Origin of the sequence: uncultured Paraglaciecola sp. (assembly GCF_963977085.1) — a bacterium.
In the GTDB taxonomy this organism is placed as follows: Bacteria; Pseudomonadota; Gammaproteobacteria; order Enterobacterales; family Alteromonadaceae; genus Paraglaciecola.
Map to the genome: position 1 here is coordinate 297915 of NZ_CAXBNC010000001.1, position 20566 is coordinate 318480.

Annotated in this window: 13 protein-coding genes; 11 read left to right on the plus strand and 2 right to left on the minus strand. The window is 41.5% G+C overall.

Annotated features, from left to right (window positions below):
• Positions 1-3 precede the first annotated feature (3 nt).
• From AAC000_RS01335 to AAC000_RS01370, 8 genes are all read left to right on the plus strand, one after another.
• The gene (locus AAC000_RS01335) at positions 4-1338 is read left to right on the plus strand and encodes an N-acetylmuramoyl-L-alanine amidase (protein ID WP_339719408.1); all 1335 of its coding nucleotides are present in this window, start codon (positions 4-6) and stop codon (positions 1336-1338) included.
• 34 nt (positions 1339-1372) lie between these two features.
• Positions 1373-3178: a DNA mismatch repair endonuclease MutL gene (gene mutL / locus AAC000_RS01340; protein ID WP_339719410.1), complete on the plus strand. Its 1806-nt coding sequence runs from the start codon at positions 1373-1375 to the stop codon at positions 3176-3178.
• A complete protein-coding gene (gene miaA, locus AAC000_RS01345; RefSeq protein ID WP_339719412.1) occupies positions 3171-4112 on the plus strand; it encodes a tRNA (adenosine(37)-N6)-dimethylallyltransferase MiaA in 942 nt (313 codons plus the stop codon). The genes mutL and miaA overlap by 8 nt, the downstream gene beginning before the upstream one ends.
• A gap of 76 nt (positions 4113-4188) precedes the next feature.
• Entirely contained in the window at positions 4189-4434 is a 246-nt protein-coding gene (hfq, locus tag AAC000_RS01350) for an RNA chaperone Hfq (protein ID WP_215930929.1), read from the plus strand.
• Between the two features lie 19 nt (positions 4435-4453).
• A complete protein-coding gene (gene hflX / locus AAC000_RS01355) occupies positions 4454-5743 on the plus strand; it encodes a ribosome rescue GTPase HflX (RefSeq protein ID WP_339719418.1) in 1290 nt (429 codons plus the stop codon).
• Between the two features lie 83 nt (positions 5744-5826).
• Positions 5827-6984, plus strand: a complete 1158-nt coding sequence (gene hflK, locus AAC000_RS01360; protein ID WP_339719810.1) for an FtsH protease activity modulator HflK — start codon at positions 5827-5829, stop codon at positions 6982-6984.
• Positions 6985-6987: 3 nt separating this feature from the next.
• The gene (hflC, locus tag AAC000_RS01365; protein ID WP_339719420.1) at positions 6988-7872 is read left to right on the plus strand and encodes a protease modulator HflC; all 885 of its coding nucleotides are present in this window, start codon (positions 6988-6990) and stop codon (positions 7870-7872) included.
• Between the two features lie 164 nt (positions 7873-8036).
• Complete coding sequence (locus tag AAC000_RS01370; protein ID WP_339719422.1) at positions 8037-8423, plus strand: DUF1304 domain-containing protein; 387 nt, start codon at positions 8037-8039, stop codon at positions 8421-8423.
• 216 nt (positions 8424-8639) lie between these two features.
• Here the strand turns inward: AAC000_RS01370 and prsT are convergent, their stop codons facing one another.
• The gene (prsT, locus tag AAC000_RS01375; protein ID WP_339719424.1) at positions 8640-11408 is read right to left on the minus strand and encodes an XrtA/PEP-CTERM system TPR-repeat protein PrsT; all 2769 of its coding nucleotides are present in this window, start codon (positions 11406-11408) and stop codon (positions 8640-8642) included.
• A gap of 95 nt (positions 11409-11503) precedes the next feature.
• Positions 11504-12811 (minus strand): TMEM143 family protein, encoded by a 1308-nt coding sequence (locus tag AAC000_RS01380; protein ID WP_339719812.1) that lies wholly within the window; start codon positions 12809-12811, stop codon positions 11504-11506.
• A gap of 342 nt (positions 12812-13153) precedes the next feature.
• On the opposite strand from AAC000_RS01380, the gene AAC000_RS01385 reads away from it, so the two are divergent.
• The 3 genes from AAC000_RS01385 (at position 13154) to putA (ending at position 20560) form a co-directional block, all read left to right on the plus strand.
• Positions 13154-14896 carry a DEAD/DEAH box helicase gene (locus AAC000_RS01385; protein WP_339719426.1) on the plus strand — a complete coding sequence of 581 codons (1743 nt, stop codon included), beginning with the start codon at positions 13154-13156 and terminating at the stop codon, positions 14894-14896.
• A gap of 171 nt (positions 14897-15067) precedes the next feature.
• Positions 15068-16459 (plus strand): siroheme synthase CysG, encoded by a 1392-nt coding sequence (gene cysG, locus AAC000_RS01390; protein WP_339719428.1) that lies wholly within the window; start codon positions 15068-15070, stop codon positions 16457-16459.
• 315 nt (positions 16460-16774) lie between these two features.
• The gene (gene putA / locus AAC000_RS01395) at positions 16775-20560 is read left to right on the plus strand and encodes a bifunctional proline dehydrogenase/L-glutamate gamma-semialdehyde dehydrogenase PutA (RefSeq protein WP_339719429.1); all 3786 of its coding nucleotides are present in this window, start codon (positions 16775-16777) and stop codon (positions 20558-20560) included.
• Positions 20561-20566 lie beyond the last annotated feature (6 nt).

Here is a 20566-nt window from a genome sequence, read left to right on the forward strand (position 1 = left end):
ATAATGCAAACGTGTTGCTTTAAAAAACTTAACCTACTGTTAATCAGTTTTATACTGATGGCTTTTAGCACGGCAAGTTTTGCTAAAAATACCATTGAAGGGTTACGTATTTGGCCTTCGCCAAATACCACACGTTTAGTTTTCGATTTAGAAAAAACACCTAACTACACCTATTTCACCTTAAAAAATCCGCAACGATTAGTTATCGACATAGAAAACACACCCAAAACCTTCGATTTTTCTAAAGTGCTCAATGACAGTAAGTTAGTCAAAAAAGTACGTTACAGCACAGCCAAGGACCCACAATCTGTGCGAGTTGTGATTGAGTTGTCCAAACCACTCGAAAAAAATATCTTTGCTTTACCCCCTACCGCTCCCTATGGCGACAGGTTGGTAATTGATCTAAATGATCCCGATTCTGCAGCACCACAAATTGTTTTAAATTCGAAATCCACTACAGATAGAGACATCATCATTGTTATTGACGCCGGGCACGGCGGTGAGGATCCAGGTTCCATTGGTCGAGCGGGTAGTTATGAAAAAAATGTAACTTTGGGAATAGCGAAACGTTTAGAATTATTGATTGCCAAAGAAAAAGGCATGAAACCTATAATGACACGTACCGGTGATTATTATATTTCACCTAACAAACGCCCACAAATTGCCAGAAAGCATAAAGCGGATATGTTTGTATCAATTCACGCCGATGCATTTACCACACCACAACCTAGTGGCGCGTCAGTGTGGGTTTTGTCTATGAAAAGAGCCAATACTGAACTAGGCCGTTGGATGGAACGCACCGAACGACATTCAGAGTTATTAGGCGGAGCCGCTGAGATTATTCAAGATACGGCAAACGAACGTTATTTAGCCGAGGCCTTTCTTGATATGTCTATGGATTATTCCTTAACCACTAGTTACGATGTAAGTCGTGACATGATTAAACATTTAAGCAAAGTCACAAAATTACATAAAAAAATCCCCCAAGCAGCTAGTCTTGCGGTATTAACGTCTCCAGATATTCCGTCAATTTTGGTCGAGACTGGATTTATCTCTAACCCTCAAGAAGAGAAAAATCTAAATTGGTCTGATTATAGACAGAGGTTGGCACAGTCAGTATTTAACGGGCTTAAACAACATTTCAAAGGGTCACCTCCTGATGGCTCGTTGTGGGCTAAATGGAAACAAGAAAAACGCACCCATAGAGTGCGCAGCGGTGAATCTTTATCTTTGCTTGCGCAACGTTACAATGTGCGTATCAGTACATTAAAAAAAGCCAATAATCTCAATACTGATGTGGTGCGTATCGGTCAAGTTCTGACAATCCCTAGCACCTAATCTACACTATACACAATTATTCCAAGGTCAACTTTTGCCGATTCAAATTCTTCCCGCTAGATTAGCCAACCAAATTGCCGCTGGAGAAGTGGTTGAACGTCCCGCTTCTGTTGTCAAAGAGTTAGTAGAGAACAGCTTGGATTCAGGGGCGACTGCAATTGAAATAGATATAGAAAAAGGTGGCCATAAACGCATTTTGATCCGAGACAATGGTAGCGGTATCGTGCACGACGAACTTGCCTTAGCATTAAGTCGCCATGCCACAAGTAAAATAGCCAAGCTAGATGATTTAGAAGCCATTTGTAGTTTAGGTTTTCGCGGTGAAGCCTTAGCCAGTATTAGTTCAGTGGCGCGTTTAATCTTAAGTTCTAAACCCAAAGACCAAAGCCAAGGGTGGCAAGCCCATTGCGAAGGGCGGGATATGCACGTGCAACTCAATCCGGTGGCACATCCAGATGGCACTAGCGTTGATGTGGTCGATTTGTTTTTTAATACGCCCGCAAGGCGCAAATTTTTACGCACCGAAAAAACTGAGTTTGCTCATATCGATGAAGTAGTTAGACGTATTGCCTTAAGCCGTTTTGATGTGAGTTTTAGCCTAAAACATAATGGTAAATTACTGCGAAAGTACCCGGCGGTGAAGGCCCAAGGATCAGAAGTAAAGCGACTTGGAGCCATATGTGGTAAGGAATTTTCAGAGCAAAGCATAGCGTTAAACAGTCAATACCAAGATTTTGAGTTGAAAGGCTGGTTAGCGCAACCAGAACAAGCTAAGGCCCAAAGCGAATTCCAATATTTTTACGTCAATGGGCGAATGATGCGCGATAAGTTGATTAATCACGCAGTTCGCCAAGCATTTGAAGGACTTGTAGGTACCGATTTACATCCCGCCTATGTATTGTATTTGACCCTTGAGCCAAATCAGGTTGATGTGAATGTCCATCCAGCCAAACACGAAGTTAGATTCCATCAAGCTAGGTTAGTGCATGATTTTATTTACAGAGCATTAACGGACTCCTTGAATCAATATTTTCAACAAGGTCAGCAACAGGTGGATGCTGAGGTCAATATATTGGACCAAGCCGAACCCAAACACGATTATATTCAACCTTTGCAAAGGCAGTCTTCTGAATCAAAAGTGGATGAAGGGGGGTCGGGCTATCGCGGATCTGCTGGTCTAGCTTCTAACTATACAAATACATTGGTAGATAAAAGGAAAGCTGAGCACTTAGTAAACGCTTCTCAAGTCATTAAGCAAACGTCAAAAAACTACCAACAACTCATGACTCCGACTCAATCGAGTCATTCTGCTCCCGTTTTGGGCCAACTCGGACAGTGGCTGCACGTTTCAGATAACCACATCTTAGTTAAGGTTGAGCTAACATTTTATGTAGTTGAACTAAACACATTACACCTTAGGGTGATGTCTTCCCTCTACTCAGAAGCGATGCCCGTTAGTCAACCACTGTTAATGCCAATTTCAATTACCTCTACAACAGAATTACTGACACAAGCTAAAAACCTTTACCAACCACTTCTAGACAATAGTGTCGAGATAGGTTGGACGCCCAATAGAATTATTTTGCGAAAAGTGCCCGCAGGATTAAGGCAATTTCGTTGGATAGAATGTTTAGAACAAATTTTGGCATGTTCAGATACAGATAGCATGCAAGTACGTAAGCACTTGCTAACTTGCATAACTGCAAATGAAGAACGCACTCCTAGTCAGATTCAGGAGTTGTGGCAACAATTTGCTAGTTCAACAACTAACCTAAAACGAGATGTTGCTCAAATAGGCAAATCCGTGGAATTAGATAAGTGGCTAAATGCCTATGAGTGACTGCACCCAACCCTTACCGCCGGCTCTTTTTTTGATGGGGCCTACTGCGTCTGGAAAAACAGATCTCGCGATAGAACTTTGCGAAAACCTACCCTGTGAAATAATCAGCGTCGATTCGGCATTAATCTACCGTGGCATGGACATAGGCACGGCTAAACCCAGCGCGGAAGAGTTAAAAAAGGCGCCCCACAAGTTAATTGATATTTTAGATCCCGCTCAGAGCTATTCAGTGTCAGAATTCAGAAAAGATGCACTTTTAGCTATGCAAGACATCACCGCCAGAGGAAATATCCCATTATTGGTAGGCGGCACCATGATGTATTACAAAGCCCTGATTGATGGGCTTTCACCTCTTCCTGAGTCAGATCAAGATGTAAGGCGAGCCATTGAAGCCCAAGCCGAAGCGTCTGGTTGGGATGTATTACATCAACAATTGGCACAATTCGACCCAGCCTCAGCGAAACGTATTCACCCTAATGATCCCCAGCGTTTAATAAGAGCCTTAGAAGTTTATCTTCTAACAAATCGCTCAATGACAGACTTGATGGCGACTAAGTCCGACCCCATACCTTATAATATCAAGCAGTTTTGTATCGCCCCAGAGGATCGTAAAGTGTTACATCAACGTATTGCTCAGCGATTCGAAACCATGGTAGATAAAGGGTTTCAGGCGGAAGTAGAAAAATTAAAGTGTAGAAGTGATCTACATTTAAACCTACCCTCTATAAGGTGTGTGGGTTATCGTCAAATGTGGCAATACTTAGACGGAGACTTCGATTTTAACGAAATGCGTGAAAAATCTATCGCAGCAACTAGGCAGTTGGCCAAAAGACAGTTGACTTGGTTAAGAGGATGGGAAAATATTAACCCTTTAGACACGTTTTCGACTAACAATCTGTCGAAAGTCATTAAACTGAGTCAACTTCAATCCTAAGGCGGTCTATACAGCTATTTGTTTTACTGTATAATCCTGCTCTAAGGTAAATTTATAATAATAAAAAGGATAAATCATGGCAAAAGGGCAATCATTACAAGACCCGTTCCTCAATGCGCTGCGAAAAGAGCGTATTCCTGTGTCCATTTACCTTGTCAACGGTATTAAATTACAAGGACAAGTAGAGTCGTTCGATCAATTTGTTATTTTACTCAAAAATACTGTAAGCCAAATGGTTTATAAACATGCAATCTCGACCGTTGTTCCATCACGTGCTATTCCAATGCCTACTGCTGGTCAGACGGAAGCAGACGAAAACTAGATGGTTTTAGGAGATTGGCTTGTTTGACCGTTATGCAGCAGGTGAGCAAGCTGTTTTAGTACATGTTGATTTTGCTGATGAAAATAGCAAAGAAGATTTATTAGAATTACAATTACTGGTGTCGTCTGCTGGCGTAAACGCTGTAGACGTAGTCACAGGATCTCGACAGGCACCACAGGCGCGTTATTTTGTCGGGAGTGGCAAAGCTGAAGAAATTGCCAATGTAGTCAGAGCACAACAAGCTGATGTGGTTATTTTTAACCATAGTTTATCCCCTTCCCAAGAGCGAAATTTAGAACAACTCTGTAAATGTAGAGTCCTCGACCGCACAGGTTTAATTTTGGACATCTTTGCTCAGCGTGCTCGTACCCACGAAGGAAAGTTACAAGTAGAGTTAGCGCAACTTCGTCATATCAGTACTCGATTAATTCGCGGCTGGACTCACCTAGATAAACAAAAAGGTGGTATTGGTCTACGTGGGCCAGGTGAAAGTCAGCTTGAAACTGACAGACGGCTATTGAGAGAAAGAATCAAAGCGATTTTACGTCGTCTTGCTAAAGTACAAAAACAACGAGAGCAAGGGCGTCGCTCTAGGGTCAGAGCCGAAATCCCAACTGTTTCATTAGTTGGATATACCAACGCCGGTAAATCAACGCTGTTTAATACCATGACACAATCTGCGGTGTATGCAGCAGATCAGCTATTTGCGACCTTAGATCCAACGCTCCGAAAAATTCAGTTACAAGATGTGGGCTCAGCAATTCTTGCTGATACGGTTGGTTTTATCAGACATCTCCCCCATGATCTTATAGCGGCTTTTAAAGCAACTCTACAGGAAACCCAACAAGCTAACTTGTTATTACACGTAGTTGATTATTCGGACGAGCAGTTTCGAGAGAATATTGGACAAGTAGATGAAGTATTGGAAGAAATAGAAGCTGACGATATTCAACAATTAATAGTATGTAACAAAATTGACCGCATGGAAGGTGTAGGTGCAAAAATAGATCGTGATGAATCAGGTATGCCAATTCGCGTTTGGATCTCTGCCCAGCAAGGTGAAGGAATTGAGTTATTGCTCGACGCAATTACTGAGTGTTTATCAAAAAACATGGTACAACATAGCTTATCGATACCGCCGCAGAAAAGTAGTTTGCGAGGCGTTTTTTTTGAGATGAATTGTATTGCTTCACAAGATTATGCGGAAAATGGTAATTGGTTAGTCGATGTGCGAATGGAGCAAAGCGATTGGAACAGACTCATAAAACGGATCGACGTTGATTTAGAGTCCTATATAGTGAAACATTAGCAAAATATAACAGATCAAAATCTTTAAAAAACGCGTATTGGTCTTAGACCTAATTTATTGAATTAACTAGTTGGAGAGAAATGATGGCTTGGAATGAGCCCGGTGGAAACAATAATGATCCTTGGAAAAACAAGGGCGGCCGAGATCAAGGCCCACCTGATTTAGACGAGGTATTCAAAAACTTGATGAATAAATTTGGCAAGTTTGGTGGTGGCAGCAGTGGCGGTTCATCAGGCGGTAAAAGCCTTGGTGGCATTGGCATGGCTGTTATTTTTGGCATATTAGTCATAGGTTGGGTGTTTAGTGGTTTTTACACTATTCGTGAAGCCGAGCGAGGCGTAGTGTTACGTTTTGGCGAATTTAGCCACTTTGTTGACCCTGGTTTACGTTGGAAGCCTACTTTCGTAGACACTGTCAAACCTGTAGATGTACAAACGATCCGTTCTATGCCGTCCTCTGGTTCAATGTTAACTGAAGATGAAAACGTTGTACGAGTTGAGATGGAAGTGCAGTACCGTATCCTCGAACCTTATAAATACAGTTTTGCTGTGACTAGCCCTGAAGAGAGTTTAAGTCAGGCTTTCGATAGTGCGATTCGTTATGTTGTAGGTCATTCAAAAATGGATGACGTATTAACCAGTGGTCGTGAAGCGGCAAGGCAAGCGGTGCGTGATGAATTAACTGGCATTATTGAGTCATACGATATGGGTATATCTGTTGTGGATATGAACTTCAAGGATGCAAGACCACCAGAGGAAGTAAAAGAAGCTTTCGATGATGCCATTGCAGCACAAGAAGATGAGCAACGTTTTATCAACGAAGCTGAAGCGTATTCTCGTGAAATCGAGCCACGTGCCCGTGGACAAGTTAACCGCATGGCACAAGAAGCACAAGCATATAAAGAACGTGTGACATTAGAAGCGCAAGGTGAAATAGCACGTTTTGAAGAATTGTTGCCTCAATATAAAGCTGCACCAGAAGTGACACGAAGCAGAATATATATTGAATCTATGGAAGAGGTTTATGGTAATACCAGTAAAATTTTGGTTGATACAAAAGGCACTGGCAACATGATGTATTTACCTTTGGAAAAAATATTGAGTAATCAATCAGGTCCGTCTATTCCCGCCAATATTAGAAGTACTTTAGAAGGATTGAGGAATCAAGACAACGACACCCAAGCGGTTGACACCAATTCCAGAAGCAGTCGCAGTAGCGGCGTTCGTAGTGGGAGAAACTAAGCGATGAAAAACTTTATTGCTCTAATTATTGTGGCCTTAGGCCTACTCGTATTTGGTTCTTTGTTTGTTGTAGAAGAAGGCAACAAAGCCATAGTTATCCAGTTTGGTAAAGTTCAAAGGGATAGCGACACAGGTGACACCAAAGTTTTCGAACCAGGTTTACACTTAAAACTACCGTTTTTTGACCGCGTCGTAAGCCTAGATGCCCGAATTCAAACCTTAGATGAAGTACCTGATCGTTTTGTTACTTCTGAGAAAAAAGATTTGATCGTCGACTTATATGTTAAGTGGAGAATCGAAGATTTTGCTAAGTACTATCTGGCGACCGGTGGTATCAAAACCAGCGCTGAAATACTCTTACAACAAAAAGTGAATAATGGACTACGTTCTGAGTTTGGTACTCGTACTATTCAGCAGATTGTTTCTGGGGAACGTTCAGAACTAATGGACGAAGCAATGGAACAAGCGTCTACAAGTTCAGATGAATTAGGTATAAAAATTGTTGATGTACGTGTTAAACAAATCAATTTACCGCTAGAAGTTCGTAATTTCATTTTCCAGCGGATGCGCACAGAGCGTGAAGCGGTAGCGAGAGAACATCGTTCTGAAGGTAAAGAGAAAGCCGAGTTTATTAAAGCGGATATCGATGCCAAAATAACGGTTATGTTAGCCGATGCAGAACGAAACCTACGGAAACTTAAAGGTGAGGGTGATGCTCAAGCGGCACAAATATATGCTGAGACTTACACAAAAGATCCTGAGTTTTATAGTTTTTTACGTAGTATGGACGCTTATAAGAAAAGCTTTAGCAGCAAGCAAGATATTTTGGTAGTAGAGCCAGACAGTGACTTCTTCCGTTATATGAAGGGTCAAAAAGGCAATAAATAAATCCACTATTAAAGTTAAAATTTTAAAAGCGCCTTTTTGGCGCTTTTTTGTTTTTATCTTGTCTGTCATTTAACACTGGTGTATCAATTGCAACCCTTGCAACTGAAGTCGATTTCCCACACTATGAAATATTCATCTGTCACAAAGTAGCCAAGGTAATATTAATGAAGTTTTTAGCTGGGTTTATGACCTTTTTAGTCGCCCTATTACATATGGGTATAATGGTATTGGAGATGTTTTTTTGGAACCATCCTATTGGTCAAAAAATATTTGCAATGTCAGCAGAAGTAGCAAAATCTTCTGAAGTTCTGGCTATGAACCAAGGTTTATATAATGGTTTTTTGGGCTTTGGGCTACTTTGGGCTCTAATAAGCGGCAATCAGAGCCTCAAGATGTTTCTACTTATATGTATTACCATTGCCGGTATTTTTGGTGGTCTTACGGCTAAAATCAGTATTCTATATGTACAAGCATTGCCTGGATTCATTACATTATTGTTAGTCATAAAATCAAAAAGACGCCAAGCAGGTGAAGCACGTCTATTCTCTTAAAGTTTAGGCAATATAAGCAACTAGCTTGCATGCTTTAGAAATAGAGCCTTAAAATAACGGCACCTCATACAGGCACTCAAGATAATAAAGATTGTTTGTGAGTAAATAAAAAAGGCTACATAAGTAGCCTTTAAATAAGTCAATGACTCGCTCAGTTTAGGATTGAATTAAGTAACCAAGAACCAAACAAAACAAAACGTTACGATTTTTCGAAGGTTACTCTAAACCATAATCCACTTTTAGTTTAGCGATTCTCATTATAGATTTTTCTTGTTTCATTTCCCTTTGGCCCAGTTTACGCTTAGCTAAAAATGATTCTTCTGCTAATAACAAGACTTCAACGTAATTAAGATAAATTTCCTCATTTTGCATTTCATCGGTTATTGCTCGGTCATATAGCTTTAAGGCTTCTGTATAATTTTTTTCCGCTACCAAAATTTGCGCTAAAGTATCCAAAGCAGCTGGATTATCGGGTTTGAGTTCAACTGCCTTTTCCCCAAATCCCTTGGCTTTTTGGATGTCGTCGTTTTGTAAGTGTAAATAGGCTAAGTTATTGTTCGCAATATAATTATTTGGATTTTGTTGCAATGCCACTTCATAGGTTTGCATAGCGCCGGATAAGTCGCCGCCTATCTGCCTTTCTGCCAACAACATTTTTGCGGCTAAATCCTTAGGTTGCTTTTCTACATGTTGAGTAAGTAAATCTATACTTTTATTGGGTTGCTGCAAGGTTTCGTAGGTAAAGACTAGCAACATAAGATTTTTAACATTAGGCAGTGCATTATAAGCGATTAATGCGTTCTCTAAGGCTAACTCAGGTTGTTTATTATTTAATTGAAAACGCGCTAAGAAACCTTTAGCGATAGGCAGCGCTAGGACGTTTTCAGGTAATCCATCATAGGCCTTTTGGGCCGCGGCAAACTCCCCTTGCATAATCAAGAAATGAGTATTCAATAACTGCATTTGTACATCGTCACGATTGTTAAGGAACCCTTGAGTTAATTTTGAGCCTTCTTCAAACTCATTCTGGCTGTCGAGTAACAATAATTTCCCAACCATCGCGTCTTTATCATTGGGTTCTTTTTTCAACCAGGCATCATAATGCTGAGTCGCTGGGCGCAGTTGATTGGTTTTAATATAACTTTGGCCTAATGTTTTCCAATAAGCCTTAGGTAAGTCTTTTTGGTTTTTTACTTCAATCAAAAGATCAATCGCGTTTTGGAAATTAGACTCAACAACTTGGACCCGAGCTAACAATAATCGTATAGCAAGATTGGCTGGATCACGGTTGAAAGCGGCTTGAATTTTTTGTATTCCCAAGGACTGATTATTAGCTTGCTTACTGACCAAATAATGCGTTGCCAAAGCGGAGATGTTATTCGGAAACTCAATCAGCAACTGCTCTAATAACAAGTTAACCTGCTGGGTATCTTTTTGAGCTAAAGCCAAATTAACCATAGCTAACTTAGGTGAAGGACTGGTTTTATCGAGGGTTAAGGCTTTTTCGAACTCTACTTTTGCTTCATCAAATTTCTGTTGCCTAGTATACACATCACCCGACAACAAATAGGGTTTTGCATCTTCTGGGCTGTTGGTTTTCCAAGTATTTGCCAATTCCAAGGCTTTATCATATTGCTTAGTCACAATGTAGGCTTTTGCTAGCGTGGTTTGGGCACTGACCAATTCTGGGGATTTACTGACGGCTTCTTCTAAGTTGACTATGCCATCAAGATTGTTCAGTGAAAGTTGTAACAACCCTAAACGAGTTAAGTCTTCTGCGGTCCGACTAATATCTGAAGACTTATCAATAAATACTTTGGCTTCTTTCTCAAAACCATCACGTAACAGTTCGTAACTGGCTTTGGAAAACAAAGCCGCGTCTTCGTCAGAAAGTGTATCCAGTCTATTTAAAACATCTCCTACTTCTGAAGTTAGCCCTAATTGCAATTGGCTAGCGGCAAGTAATCTTAGTCCAGGATGATTATCTGGCAACAAGGCCGCGATATAGGTTAAATGTCGGTTGGCACTTTCAAAATCTTGCAGTTGGTAAGCTGAATAACCGGCAATCAAACGAATAGACGGCGCTTCAACATTTGCAGTTATGGCAATTTCCGCTCGCTTAAGGGCGTTAGCGTAGTCACCTTTATTAGCATAGGTCGCGGCCTTTAATTGATTCAATAAAGGATTTTGATCATTTATTAGAAGTAGTTCATCTAAGTATGGATCAGCTGCGGTTAAATCACCTATATCGACCAATAACTTCGCCAAAACAAAGGTTGTTTGTATGTCCTCAGGATAATACTGCACATAGTCTTTATAAATCTCGGCAGCTTCTTGAGGCGCATTAAGAGACAATTTTAGTTGCGCTAACAACTTCAACACTTCCGCATTTTGGGGAGCTTGTTCACGTAGCTTTGCTACTGCAACAGCGGCTGCGTCATACTTTTGGTCTAACACCAACGAATATGATGATGTTAATCCCTTAAAAACAGAATCAGTTTCTAATTCAGATAATTCTTCAATCAAAATACGCGCATCGTCTAGCTTATTTAATCTAGCCAAAGACACCACTTTGAAATAGCCAATTTCAGCTCGCTCGACCGATGTTAAGCCTGTTTCAGAGTGTTCTAATTTACTGATCGCCGAATAGGCACCTGTACGTTGATACGCTTGAGTTAATAGTGGCAATACTTGGGATGCTTCAAAACCATATTCTAAGGCACGGTTAAGCTCTTTTTCAGCACTTTCAAACTGTTTCTGTTGTATATACAGTTGACCAAGTTCAAATCTAGCTTGAGCCGACTTCGGCTCCAATTGCACCGCATTTTTCAGGGCAACAATGGCTGCAGCAGGATTATTTTCAGCAATATATTGTTGCGCTTCCTTTAGATATTCGTCACTGCTTTGTTTACCGCAACTTGATAACGCACCTAATGCAACAACGGCCAATGCATATTTTAACTGCGTTGAACTAAAACCTTTCATGTAGATTATTCCTTGTATCACTTTGTATGGTCATATAATGACATGTGTCTTTACGTTATGCGACTAGCGCTAGCAGTTTTATTGATAACCCCAACTCACGCTTGAATTGGGGTATTAACAACGTTAAATATTCCATCCCACTGGGCATCAAGTTGTGCTTGTGCGGCCCTCATGGGCAAGGCTGTGTATTGACCAGCGTTTAATGTGACAATACCAAATCGTTCCAATTTACTCAAAGCGTCGGCAATTTCAAAATCAATTTGAAATTCAAATTTATCTTCGAACCACTGCTCTATTTTTTTGTCGAGCTCTTCGCTAGACATGGGAGCCCCTTGAACCACAAGAAAATAATACGCCAAGATGGCCTCTTTGCATTCCTCTTCTTCAGCAGAATCAATAAGATGATGAAAAACGCCAGAGTTGTTATCGAGATTTTTAAAGTACAGGTTATCCGCTAATGCTTTCATAAAACGCAGTTTGCGATTTTTAAACTTACTCCACTCTTTGAAAATAAAACCACCTAATACGCCTGTTCCGACACCCAAAGCAAGCAATTCTTGAGTAGTAATAGTGACTTCTTTATGACTTAATCCAAACCAATAACTCAAAAGGCCAGCTAACACTATTAAAGAAGCACCCAGTTTAGTAACCAAGACTACCGCTCCACCTACTAAAGCGGAGCCTCCTATTATTGCTTTATCAATGGTCCGCATTCGAACCTGACTATTGGGAAACAACATTTCCAAATCGGCCTTAGGTACATTCTGAAAAAGCTTAATAACGGTGGATCCTGGTTGCGAACTATCGGGTTGCGAACCGCCGGGTTGCGAACCGCCTGGTTGAGCTTCTAATTTTGTTGTTACCTTTTTGTGTTGATTGAAATAACTGGCCTCTTTAAACTTTATATATACTGCAACCTTATCGTAATTAGTGAACGTTATCTTTTGCTTATGTAATCCCCAAAATTTACTGATAGTTTCTGTTTGCTGATATTCCCCACGCCGATAAAAAACCACATCTTCAAAATCGTCAAAATCAACTGCTAATCTGACTTTAAACAATGACTCTTCTTGTAACGCCTCTTGAAGATCTTGATCTGTGACTTTTTCAAAATTGGCAGCATTTAATACTTGGGTAAATCTAGCGGTGAAATTGGCTTGTTTACGCTGTAAAACGTCAGCCGTTAACTTAGTAACAGTTAAAGTGTCTGCGTTTGGGTCAAAAGGAGCATAACTATCTTTTAACTCTTCAAGAACTTGGTGGTATTCAAAATGCAAAGTACTCACGATTAAGTGGCAAAGAGTTCTAAATTCGTTTTGTTGTTCACAACTCAATTGTCGATCTTCTATACATGATTGAATTAAATCTGTTTTTCGCAAAGGGATAAATCGATCTTTATTAATACTGGGGTTCATAGCTGCCTTTATTCTGTACTTTAAAACGACTTATATTTTTAAATTTTGTCAAATGGAGGAATTAGTCGCCTTTTGTTAACCAAATGATGCAACTAGCTGACATATTTGCAACACCATTGACAATAAACCACAAAGTTGTGCACCACAAAATGACATTTTCAAAAAATAATGCAATTAAACAAAGCATTACGTGGAGTAAATGTCGAAAATCGAATATAATTTGACCTTTGAAACCGTGCCGGCTTCGCCTTAAATAATTGTATTACTGATTTTAGAAATTGTATTACCGATTCAAATAACGCTGTGCCTGCCTGTACCCTGGGAAAATTGATGACAACCACCACATCTGAAATAACATTTAGAGATTTAAACCTACCCGAAGAACTGCTGCAAGCATTAGAAAAAGTCGGCTACGAAAAACCAACCCCTATTCAAGCACAGTGTATTCCACTTATTATTGACGGCCATGATTTATTAGGTACCGCACAAACAGGTACCGGCAAAACCGCTGCTTTTGCGTTACCTATGTTAGCTAACATTGATCCTGACGACAAAAACACCCAATTATTGGTTTTGGCTCCTACTCGAGAATTGGCAATCCAAGTAGCAGAAGCCTTCCAAGTTTACGCGAGTTTTTCTAAGAAGATTAATGTACTACCAATTTATGGTGGCTCATCTTACGATAACCAAATCCGCCAATTAAGACGAGGAACTCAAGTCGTAGTAGGTACACCTGGTCGTGTTATTGATCATATTAAAAAAGGCACACTAAAACTCGATAAACTAAAATTCTTAGTACTTGATGAAGCCGATGAAATGTTACGTATGGGCTTTATCGACGATGTAGAATGGATATTGGGCCATGCGCCAAAAGAGCGCCAAACAGCGTTGTTTTCAGCCACTATGCCTGACCCTATTCGTAAAATTACCAAACGATATTTGAAAGACCCAAAGTCAGTCAAAATCGAATCGAAAGTCACCACTGCAAGCACTATTCGCCAACGTTATGTGCAAGTTGCAGGGCACCATAAAATGGAAGCCCTTACACGCATAATGGAAGTTGAATCCTTTGATGGGGTAATCATCTTTGTGCGAACTAAAACTGCCACAATGGAGTTGGCAGAAAAACTCTCTGCACGTGGTTATGCTGTTGAACCACTTAACGGTGATATTCCGCAAAACTCCCGTGAACGTACTGTAGATCGTTTGAAGAAAGGCAAAATCGATATTTTAGTTGCCACCGATGTAGTAGCACGTGGGCTTGATGTTGAACGCGTCAGTCATGTTATTAACTTTGACGTACCTTATGATACAGAATCTTATGTTCACCGTATTGGTCGTACCGGTCGTGCAGGTCGTCAAGGTGATGCGATATTATTTATCTCTCACCGTGAAAAACGCATGCTGTTTTCGATTGAGCGCGCCACTAGGCAGTCAATTGATTCTATGACTATCCCATCAATTTCAGAATTGAACGAAACCCGTTTATCTCGTTTCAAAAATAGTGTGATTGAAGCGATTGGTGACTCAACTATTGAGACACTGATTCCTATTGTTGAGTCAATTCAAGAAGAAACCGACGCTGCACCAGAAGTGATAATGGCTGCATTAGCTAAAATAGCACAAGGTGATGAGCCACTTATCCTCAGAGAAAGTGATCGTCCAGATTTGAATGCTAGACCACCAAGAAACGATCGAACTGACAGAAACGACCGAGGCCCAAGAGAGCGTGGCGGTCGCAATGAACGTGGCGGTGAACGCGTGAAACGTGAACGCAAATCTGGTCCACCTAGCGAAGGTATGCAACGTTATCGTATTGAAGTGGGTCATACTCACGGAGCCAAACCTGGCAACATAGTGGGCGCCATCGCTAACGAAGCCAATATCAGCAGTAAAAATATTGGTTCTATCGAAATTTATGATAATTTCAGTACGGTGGATTTACCCAAAGATATGCCGAAAGCGACACACGACACTTTACAAAAAACCCGTGTTGCAGGCCGTAGTTTAGGTATGCGCGAATGGTCAGAGCAACCGCCCAAAAAACGTGGTAATCCAGCTAATCGTGACTAATGTCTAATTTTTGAAAATAACTAAGGGGCTGATTAGCCCCTTTTTTTATGTAAAAACTTCAACCCACCCACTCTATTAATAACTAATTGGAATATAAATTCTATTTTAATTGGTTTTCACTTATAGGTTAAACGGGCACACTGAACCCTTGATTTTTACGAGTATTAACACATGCAATATTTCCCAATTTTTTTAGATACCACTGACTTAACATGTTTAGTTGTGGGCGCCGGAGAAGTAGCTGCACGTAAAGTGGAATTACTGTTAAAAACCTCGGCAAATATCACTGTTGTTGCACCTTGGGTGTGCGATACCGTACAACGATTTGCCAATGAAGAAAAAATCAATCTTATTGTCAGGCCTTACAACGAGTCAGATTTAAGTAATAAACAAATGGTGTTTGTGGCCACAGACAATAGCGTACTCAACACGCAAATTCACGATCACGCCCGAGCCCAAAAAATCTTAGTTAACGTGGTAGACAACACCCCACTTTGTCAATTTATAACCCCATCTATAATTGACCGTTCACCTATCATTATTGCAATTAGTAGCGGTGGCGTAGCACCGGTTTTGCTCAGATATTTGCGACAAAAACTCGAATCTGTGATCCCGCAAAAAATCAGTTTATTAGGGCAGTTTTCCGAGAAATTCAGGGAATCCGTGAAGAAACGATTCAAATCAGTAACTGAACGACGTTATTTTTGGGAAGACGTGTTAGACGGCGACATAGCCGAAAACGTGTTACAAGGTAACGACCAAATTGCTGAACAAAAGTTTTTGGACAAATTAAATGCCCCAGAAGCCAGTAAAACGGCTGGTGAAGTGTACTTAGTAGGCGCAGGTCCTGGAGACCCAGATTTATTAACTTTTAGAGCGTTACGCCTGATGCAAAAGGCTGATGTGGTGGTGTATGACCGCCTAGTCTCTCCAGAAGTGTTAGAGCTAGTTAGGAGAGATGCCGAAAAAATCTATGTGGGCAAAGCCAAAAGCAAACACACTGTTCCTCAAGATCAAATTAATGAGTTGTTAGCAAAGGAAGCCCTAGCAGGTAATCGTGTGGTGCGACTCAAAGGTGGTGATCCATTTATTTTTGGTCGAGGTGGTGAAGAGCTCGAAACACTTATCGAACATGGTGTTAGCTTTCAAGTGGTTCCCGGCATTACTGCCGCTAGCGGTGCCGCCAGTTACGCAGGTATACCCCTGACACACAGAGATCATGCTAAATCAGTGGTATTTGCCACAGGACACTTGCAAGACAATAGCATCAATCTCAATTGGAAAGGATTAGCCCAAGTAGATCAAACTATAGTGTTTTATATGGGATTAACCGGGCTACCTATAATCTGTGAGCAACTCGTTAAACATGGACTTGCCGCTACAACCCCTATCGCTATGGTGGAATCGGCGACTACGTCAGCTCAGAAAGTGGTTACTGGCACCTTAATAGATATTCAACAAAAAGCAGAGGCGGCTGAAATCAAGCCACCTGCATTAATTATTGTGGGTTCAGTGGTAAGTTTGCATAAAAAATTAAATTGGTTCGCTCAACAAAAGCATTAAAGATCGGCCAAACAAAAAGTTCCCAAGGGTAATTTCAAACTTATATAGTTCATTGCAACCTCCCACTAACACCAACCTTCGTTTAGATTTTTAAGTGGTCGTTAATTCGGTAATAGATGAGTTACAGCTTGGTTTGACTAACTCTATGGCAAGCTTTCGAGTGCATATTGTTAGCTTACAATTACACTACTGCTCAATTCGTTTTTTCACAAACGTTGTCGCCACTAACTGCAATCTATATACTCCACGGAAAATTAAGGGCGCACTAAAAGAGCGCGCTTAGAGTCTCATTTTCCAACCTATTTGGAGTTGCATATGTTGTTTGACGGTAACCTAGTCACTGAATCACCCACTCGTCAAAAAATTCGCGATTTTTATCGAATCGACGAAAATCTTGCCGTTGAACATATTCTGCCAGATGCAGAAGTGAATATGCGTGCTCGCAGCCGTGCTTGGGAGCGAGCACGTAAAATGGTCTTGCAAATTCGTAACGATCAAGAAGGTACGGGCGTAGTTGAGGCGCTGCTCAACGAATACTCCCTGTCCTCTGCCGAAGGTGTGGTATTAATGTGTTTGGCAGAAGCCTTATTACGGGTGCCAGACAAAAAGACACAAGATAAATTGATCAGCGATAAGCTGTCCAAAGGCCAATGGAGTTCACATTTGGGTAACAGCGAATCCCTATTCGTTAATGCTTCGTCTTGGGGTTTGCTATTAACCGGTGGATTAGTTAATTACGCCAATCAACGCAATCAATTTGGCATTCTGAAGAAGACCTTAGGAAAAGTTGGCGAGCCGGTTATTCGTAAAGCCATGAATATTGCTATGAAGGTAATGGGGCAACAGTTTGTTATGGGTGAAACCATTGAAGATGCTGTGCAGCGAGCCGAAGAAAAAGAACGTAAAGGCTATGTGTATTCTTATGACATGTTAGGTGAAGGCGCCAGAACTCAAAAAGACGCCGACGAATATTTTGATGCCTACGCACAAGCTATTAAGGTCATAGGCAAAGCGGCGCAAGGTAAAGGCCCTAGAAAAAGTCCTGGGATTTCAGTGAAGTTATCAGCCATTCACCCTCGCTATGAATTTACCCATAGAGAAAGAGTCATGGCAGAAATTCCCCCCAAATTGAAACAGTTATGTCTGCTAGCCAAAGAATATAACATCGGCTTGACCGTCGACGCCGAAGAATCAGAGCGTTTGGACATCTCTCTGGATATTATTGAACAAGTATTTAGTGATCCTGACTTAACCGGTTGGGATGGTTTTGGCTTAGCGGTACAGTCTTATCAAAAACGCGCCATGTATGTGATTGATTGGTTGCGAGAGCTGACTCAAAAAGTGGGCCGTAAGTTAATGGTTAGGCTAGTAAAAGGCGCCTATTGGGATACTGAAATAAAAAATGCCCAAAAAGATGGTTTAGAACACTTTCCTGTCTTTACCCGTAAGTCATCTACCGATGTGTCATATCATGCCTGCGCCAACCGCTTGCTGGATTACCGTGACACTATCTATCCACAATTCGCCACCCACAATGCCTACACCGCAGCTGTCATAGTAGAGTTGGCAGGAGATGATAAAGAAGGCTTTGAGTTCCAGTGTCTGCACGGTATGGGTGACAGTCTATATGATCAGATCGTTTCCTTAGAAAGTATCCAATGTCGTATTTATGCACCTGTGGGAGAGCATGAAGACTTATTAGCATATCTAGTTCGTCGCCTGCTTGAAAACGGCGCCAATTCTTCTTTTGTGAACGCCATAGTTGACGAAACTCGACCTGTTGAATCATTGCTCGAAGACCCTGTTGAAAAAACCCAAAGGTTAAAATTTAAATATAACGACCAAATCCAGAAACCCATAGCCTTGTATGGTAATGAAAGAGACAACTCCAAAGGTCTTGATGTTACTGACATTAATCAAATCACACCTTTAAAAGCGGCGCTAGACCGTTGGCTAGACACCAATTTGTTGAGCGAAGAACAAGTACCTGAAGGTTGCCATGGGGTGCGAAACCCGGCCAATTTGAATGAAATAATCGGTTTTCATCGTTTCGATACCCAGCAGCAAATGGCGGAAAAATTAACGCTTGCCCACAACACCTTTAGCACTTGGTCAGAAACCCCCATTATTGAACGCGCAAACTTGCTGCGTCGCACTGCTGATATCCTAGAGCGCAATATGGATGAGCTCATTGCCCTGTGTATAAAAGAAGCAGGAAAAGTCACATCTGACGGCGTCGACGAAGTGCGTGAAGCAGTCGATTTTTGTCGCTATTATGCAGCCCGCGCGGAAGAGCTAGCAGAAGATGATCGCTTAGCACCGAGGGGGGTAGTGTTATGTATTAGTCCTTGGAACTTCCCCTTAGCCATCTTTTTAGGTCAAGTGGCTGCTGCCATTGTTACCGGTAATACAGTCATTGCCAAACCTGCAGAACAAACAAGTTTAATTGCGCTGCGGGCATTACAGTTGATGGAATATGTAGGATTACCCGCTGGTGTGGTGCAATCTGTGGTTGCTGCAGGGCCTGATGTAGGAGAGGTTTTACTGCCAGATGAGCGCATCAAGGCGGTGATGTTTACCGGCTCTACTGTTACTGGTAATGTTATAGCTAACGCGTTGGCACAACGAGGGGGTGAGCAAGTCCCTTTGATCGCCGAAACGGGTGGCCAAAACTGTATGATTGTTGACTCTACTGCCCTGCCTGAACAAGTGGTTGATGACGTAATAGCCTCAGGCTTTCAAAGTGCAGGTCAACGTTGTTCGGCACTGCGTGTGCTGTTTTTGCAAGAAGAAATTGCCGATTCAGTCACCGAAATGTTAATCGGCGCATTACATGAGTTAAGTGTGGGTGATCCCGCGTATTTAGCCACTGATATTGGCCCAGTCATTGACCAAAAAGCCTTAGCTAATTTACAAGCCCATGCTGAAGATATGCAACACAATGGCACCTTATTGTACGAGTGCAAGATGCCAGCGAATAACGGAACATTTTTTGCGCCAAGACTGTATCAAATTTCCGATATCTCGGTACTCAAACGTGAAGTATTCGGTCCCTGCGTTCACATAGTGCGTTTCAAGGCAGATGAACTCGAACAAACGGTTGAAAAAATCAATGCCACTGGCTTTGGTTTAACTATGGGTATTCATACACGTATTGATGTCAGAGCCTTGGATTTAATCAAACTCTCGCGCGCCGGTAATGTCTACGTAAACCGTAATATGATTGGCGCGATAGTCGGTGTGCAACCCTTTGGTGGTCGCGGATTATCTGGTACCGGACCAAAGGCGGGTGGCCCCCATTACTTAACACGTTTGATGCTTGAAAAATCAACGCCACGAGCCGTGAGTGAAGTCTTGCCTAACACAGATAAAGCGTTAGAAAGTAACAGTGAAGCTAAGCAACAAGCCACACAGTTCATGGCAAATGCCCGCGCTAACGAACATGAATGGCGATTAACGGATTTAAATACCCGTATCTCTTCGGTACGTCAATTACTGGCAACTATTGCCAAAGTGGGCATAGTTGAGGATCTGGCTGATGATTTAAATTTAACCTTAGCAGCAGCTCGCTCACAATTAACCAGTATCGAAAGACGCCTCAAAAAACCCAAAGTGTTACCTGGACCAACGGGTGAATCTAATGTGTTGTATTTAGAGCCTAGAGGCATCTTGGTGTGTTTCGCCGATAAAAATGTAACTTTCGAATATTGGCTTTTATCCGTTGTGACCGCCTTGGCAACAGGGAATGTAGTCATTTCAGTGGTTTCTGAATTGTTTTACGCAGAAGCAACAGAAGTCCGCGAACAGTTTTTAGCAACTGGCGCACCCGAAAACGTATTTCAGGTTGCAAAGTTACACCACTTACAACCGCTATTAGCAGAAGATGCCCTAGCGGGTGTGGTAATTGACAGTGAAAGTGATCGCTCTAGCTATATGGTGCAAATGCTTGCCAAACGTTCTGGAGCAATACTTCCCGTTATCACAGCTGAATATTATGACCACTTGATACAGCGATTAATAACCGAAAAAACCGTCAGTATTGATACCACAGCATCGGGCGGTAACACCTCGCTTATGACGCTGGTAGAAGAAGACGAGTAAAGTCAC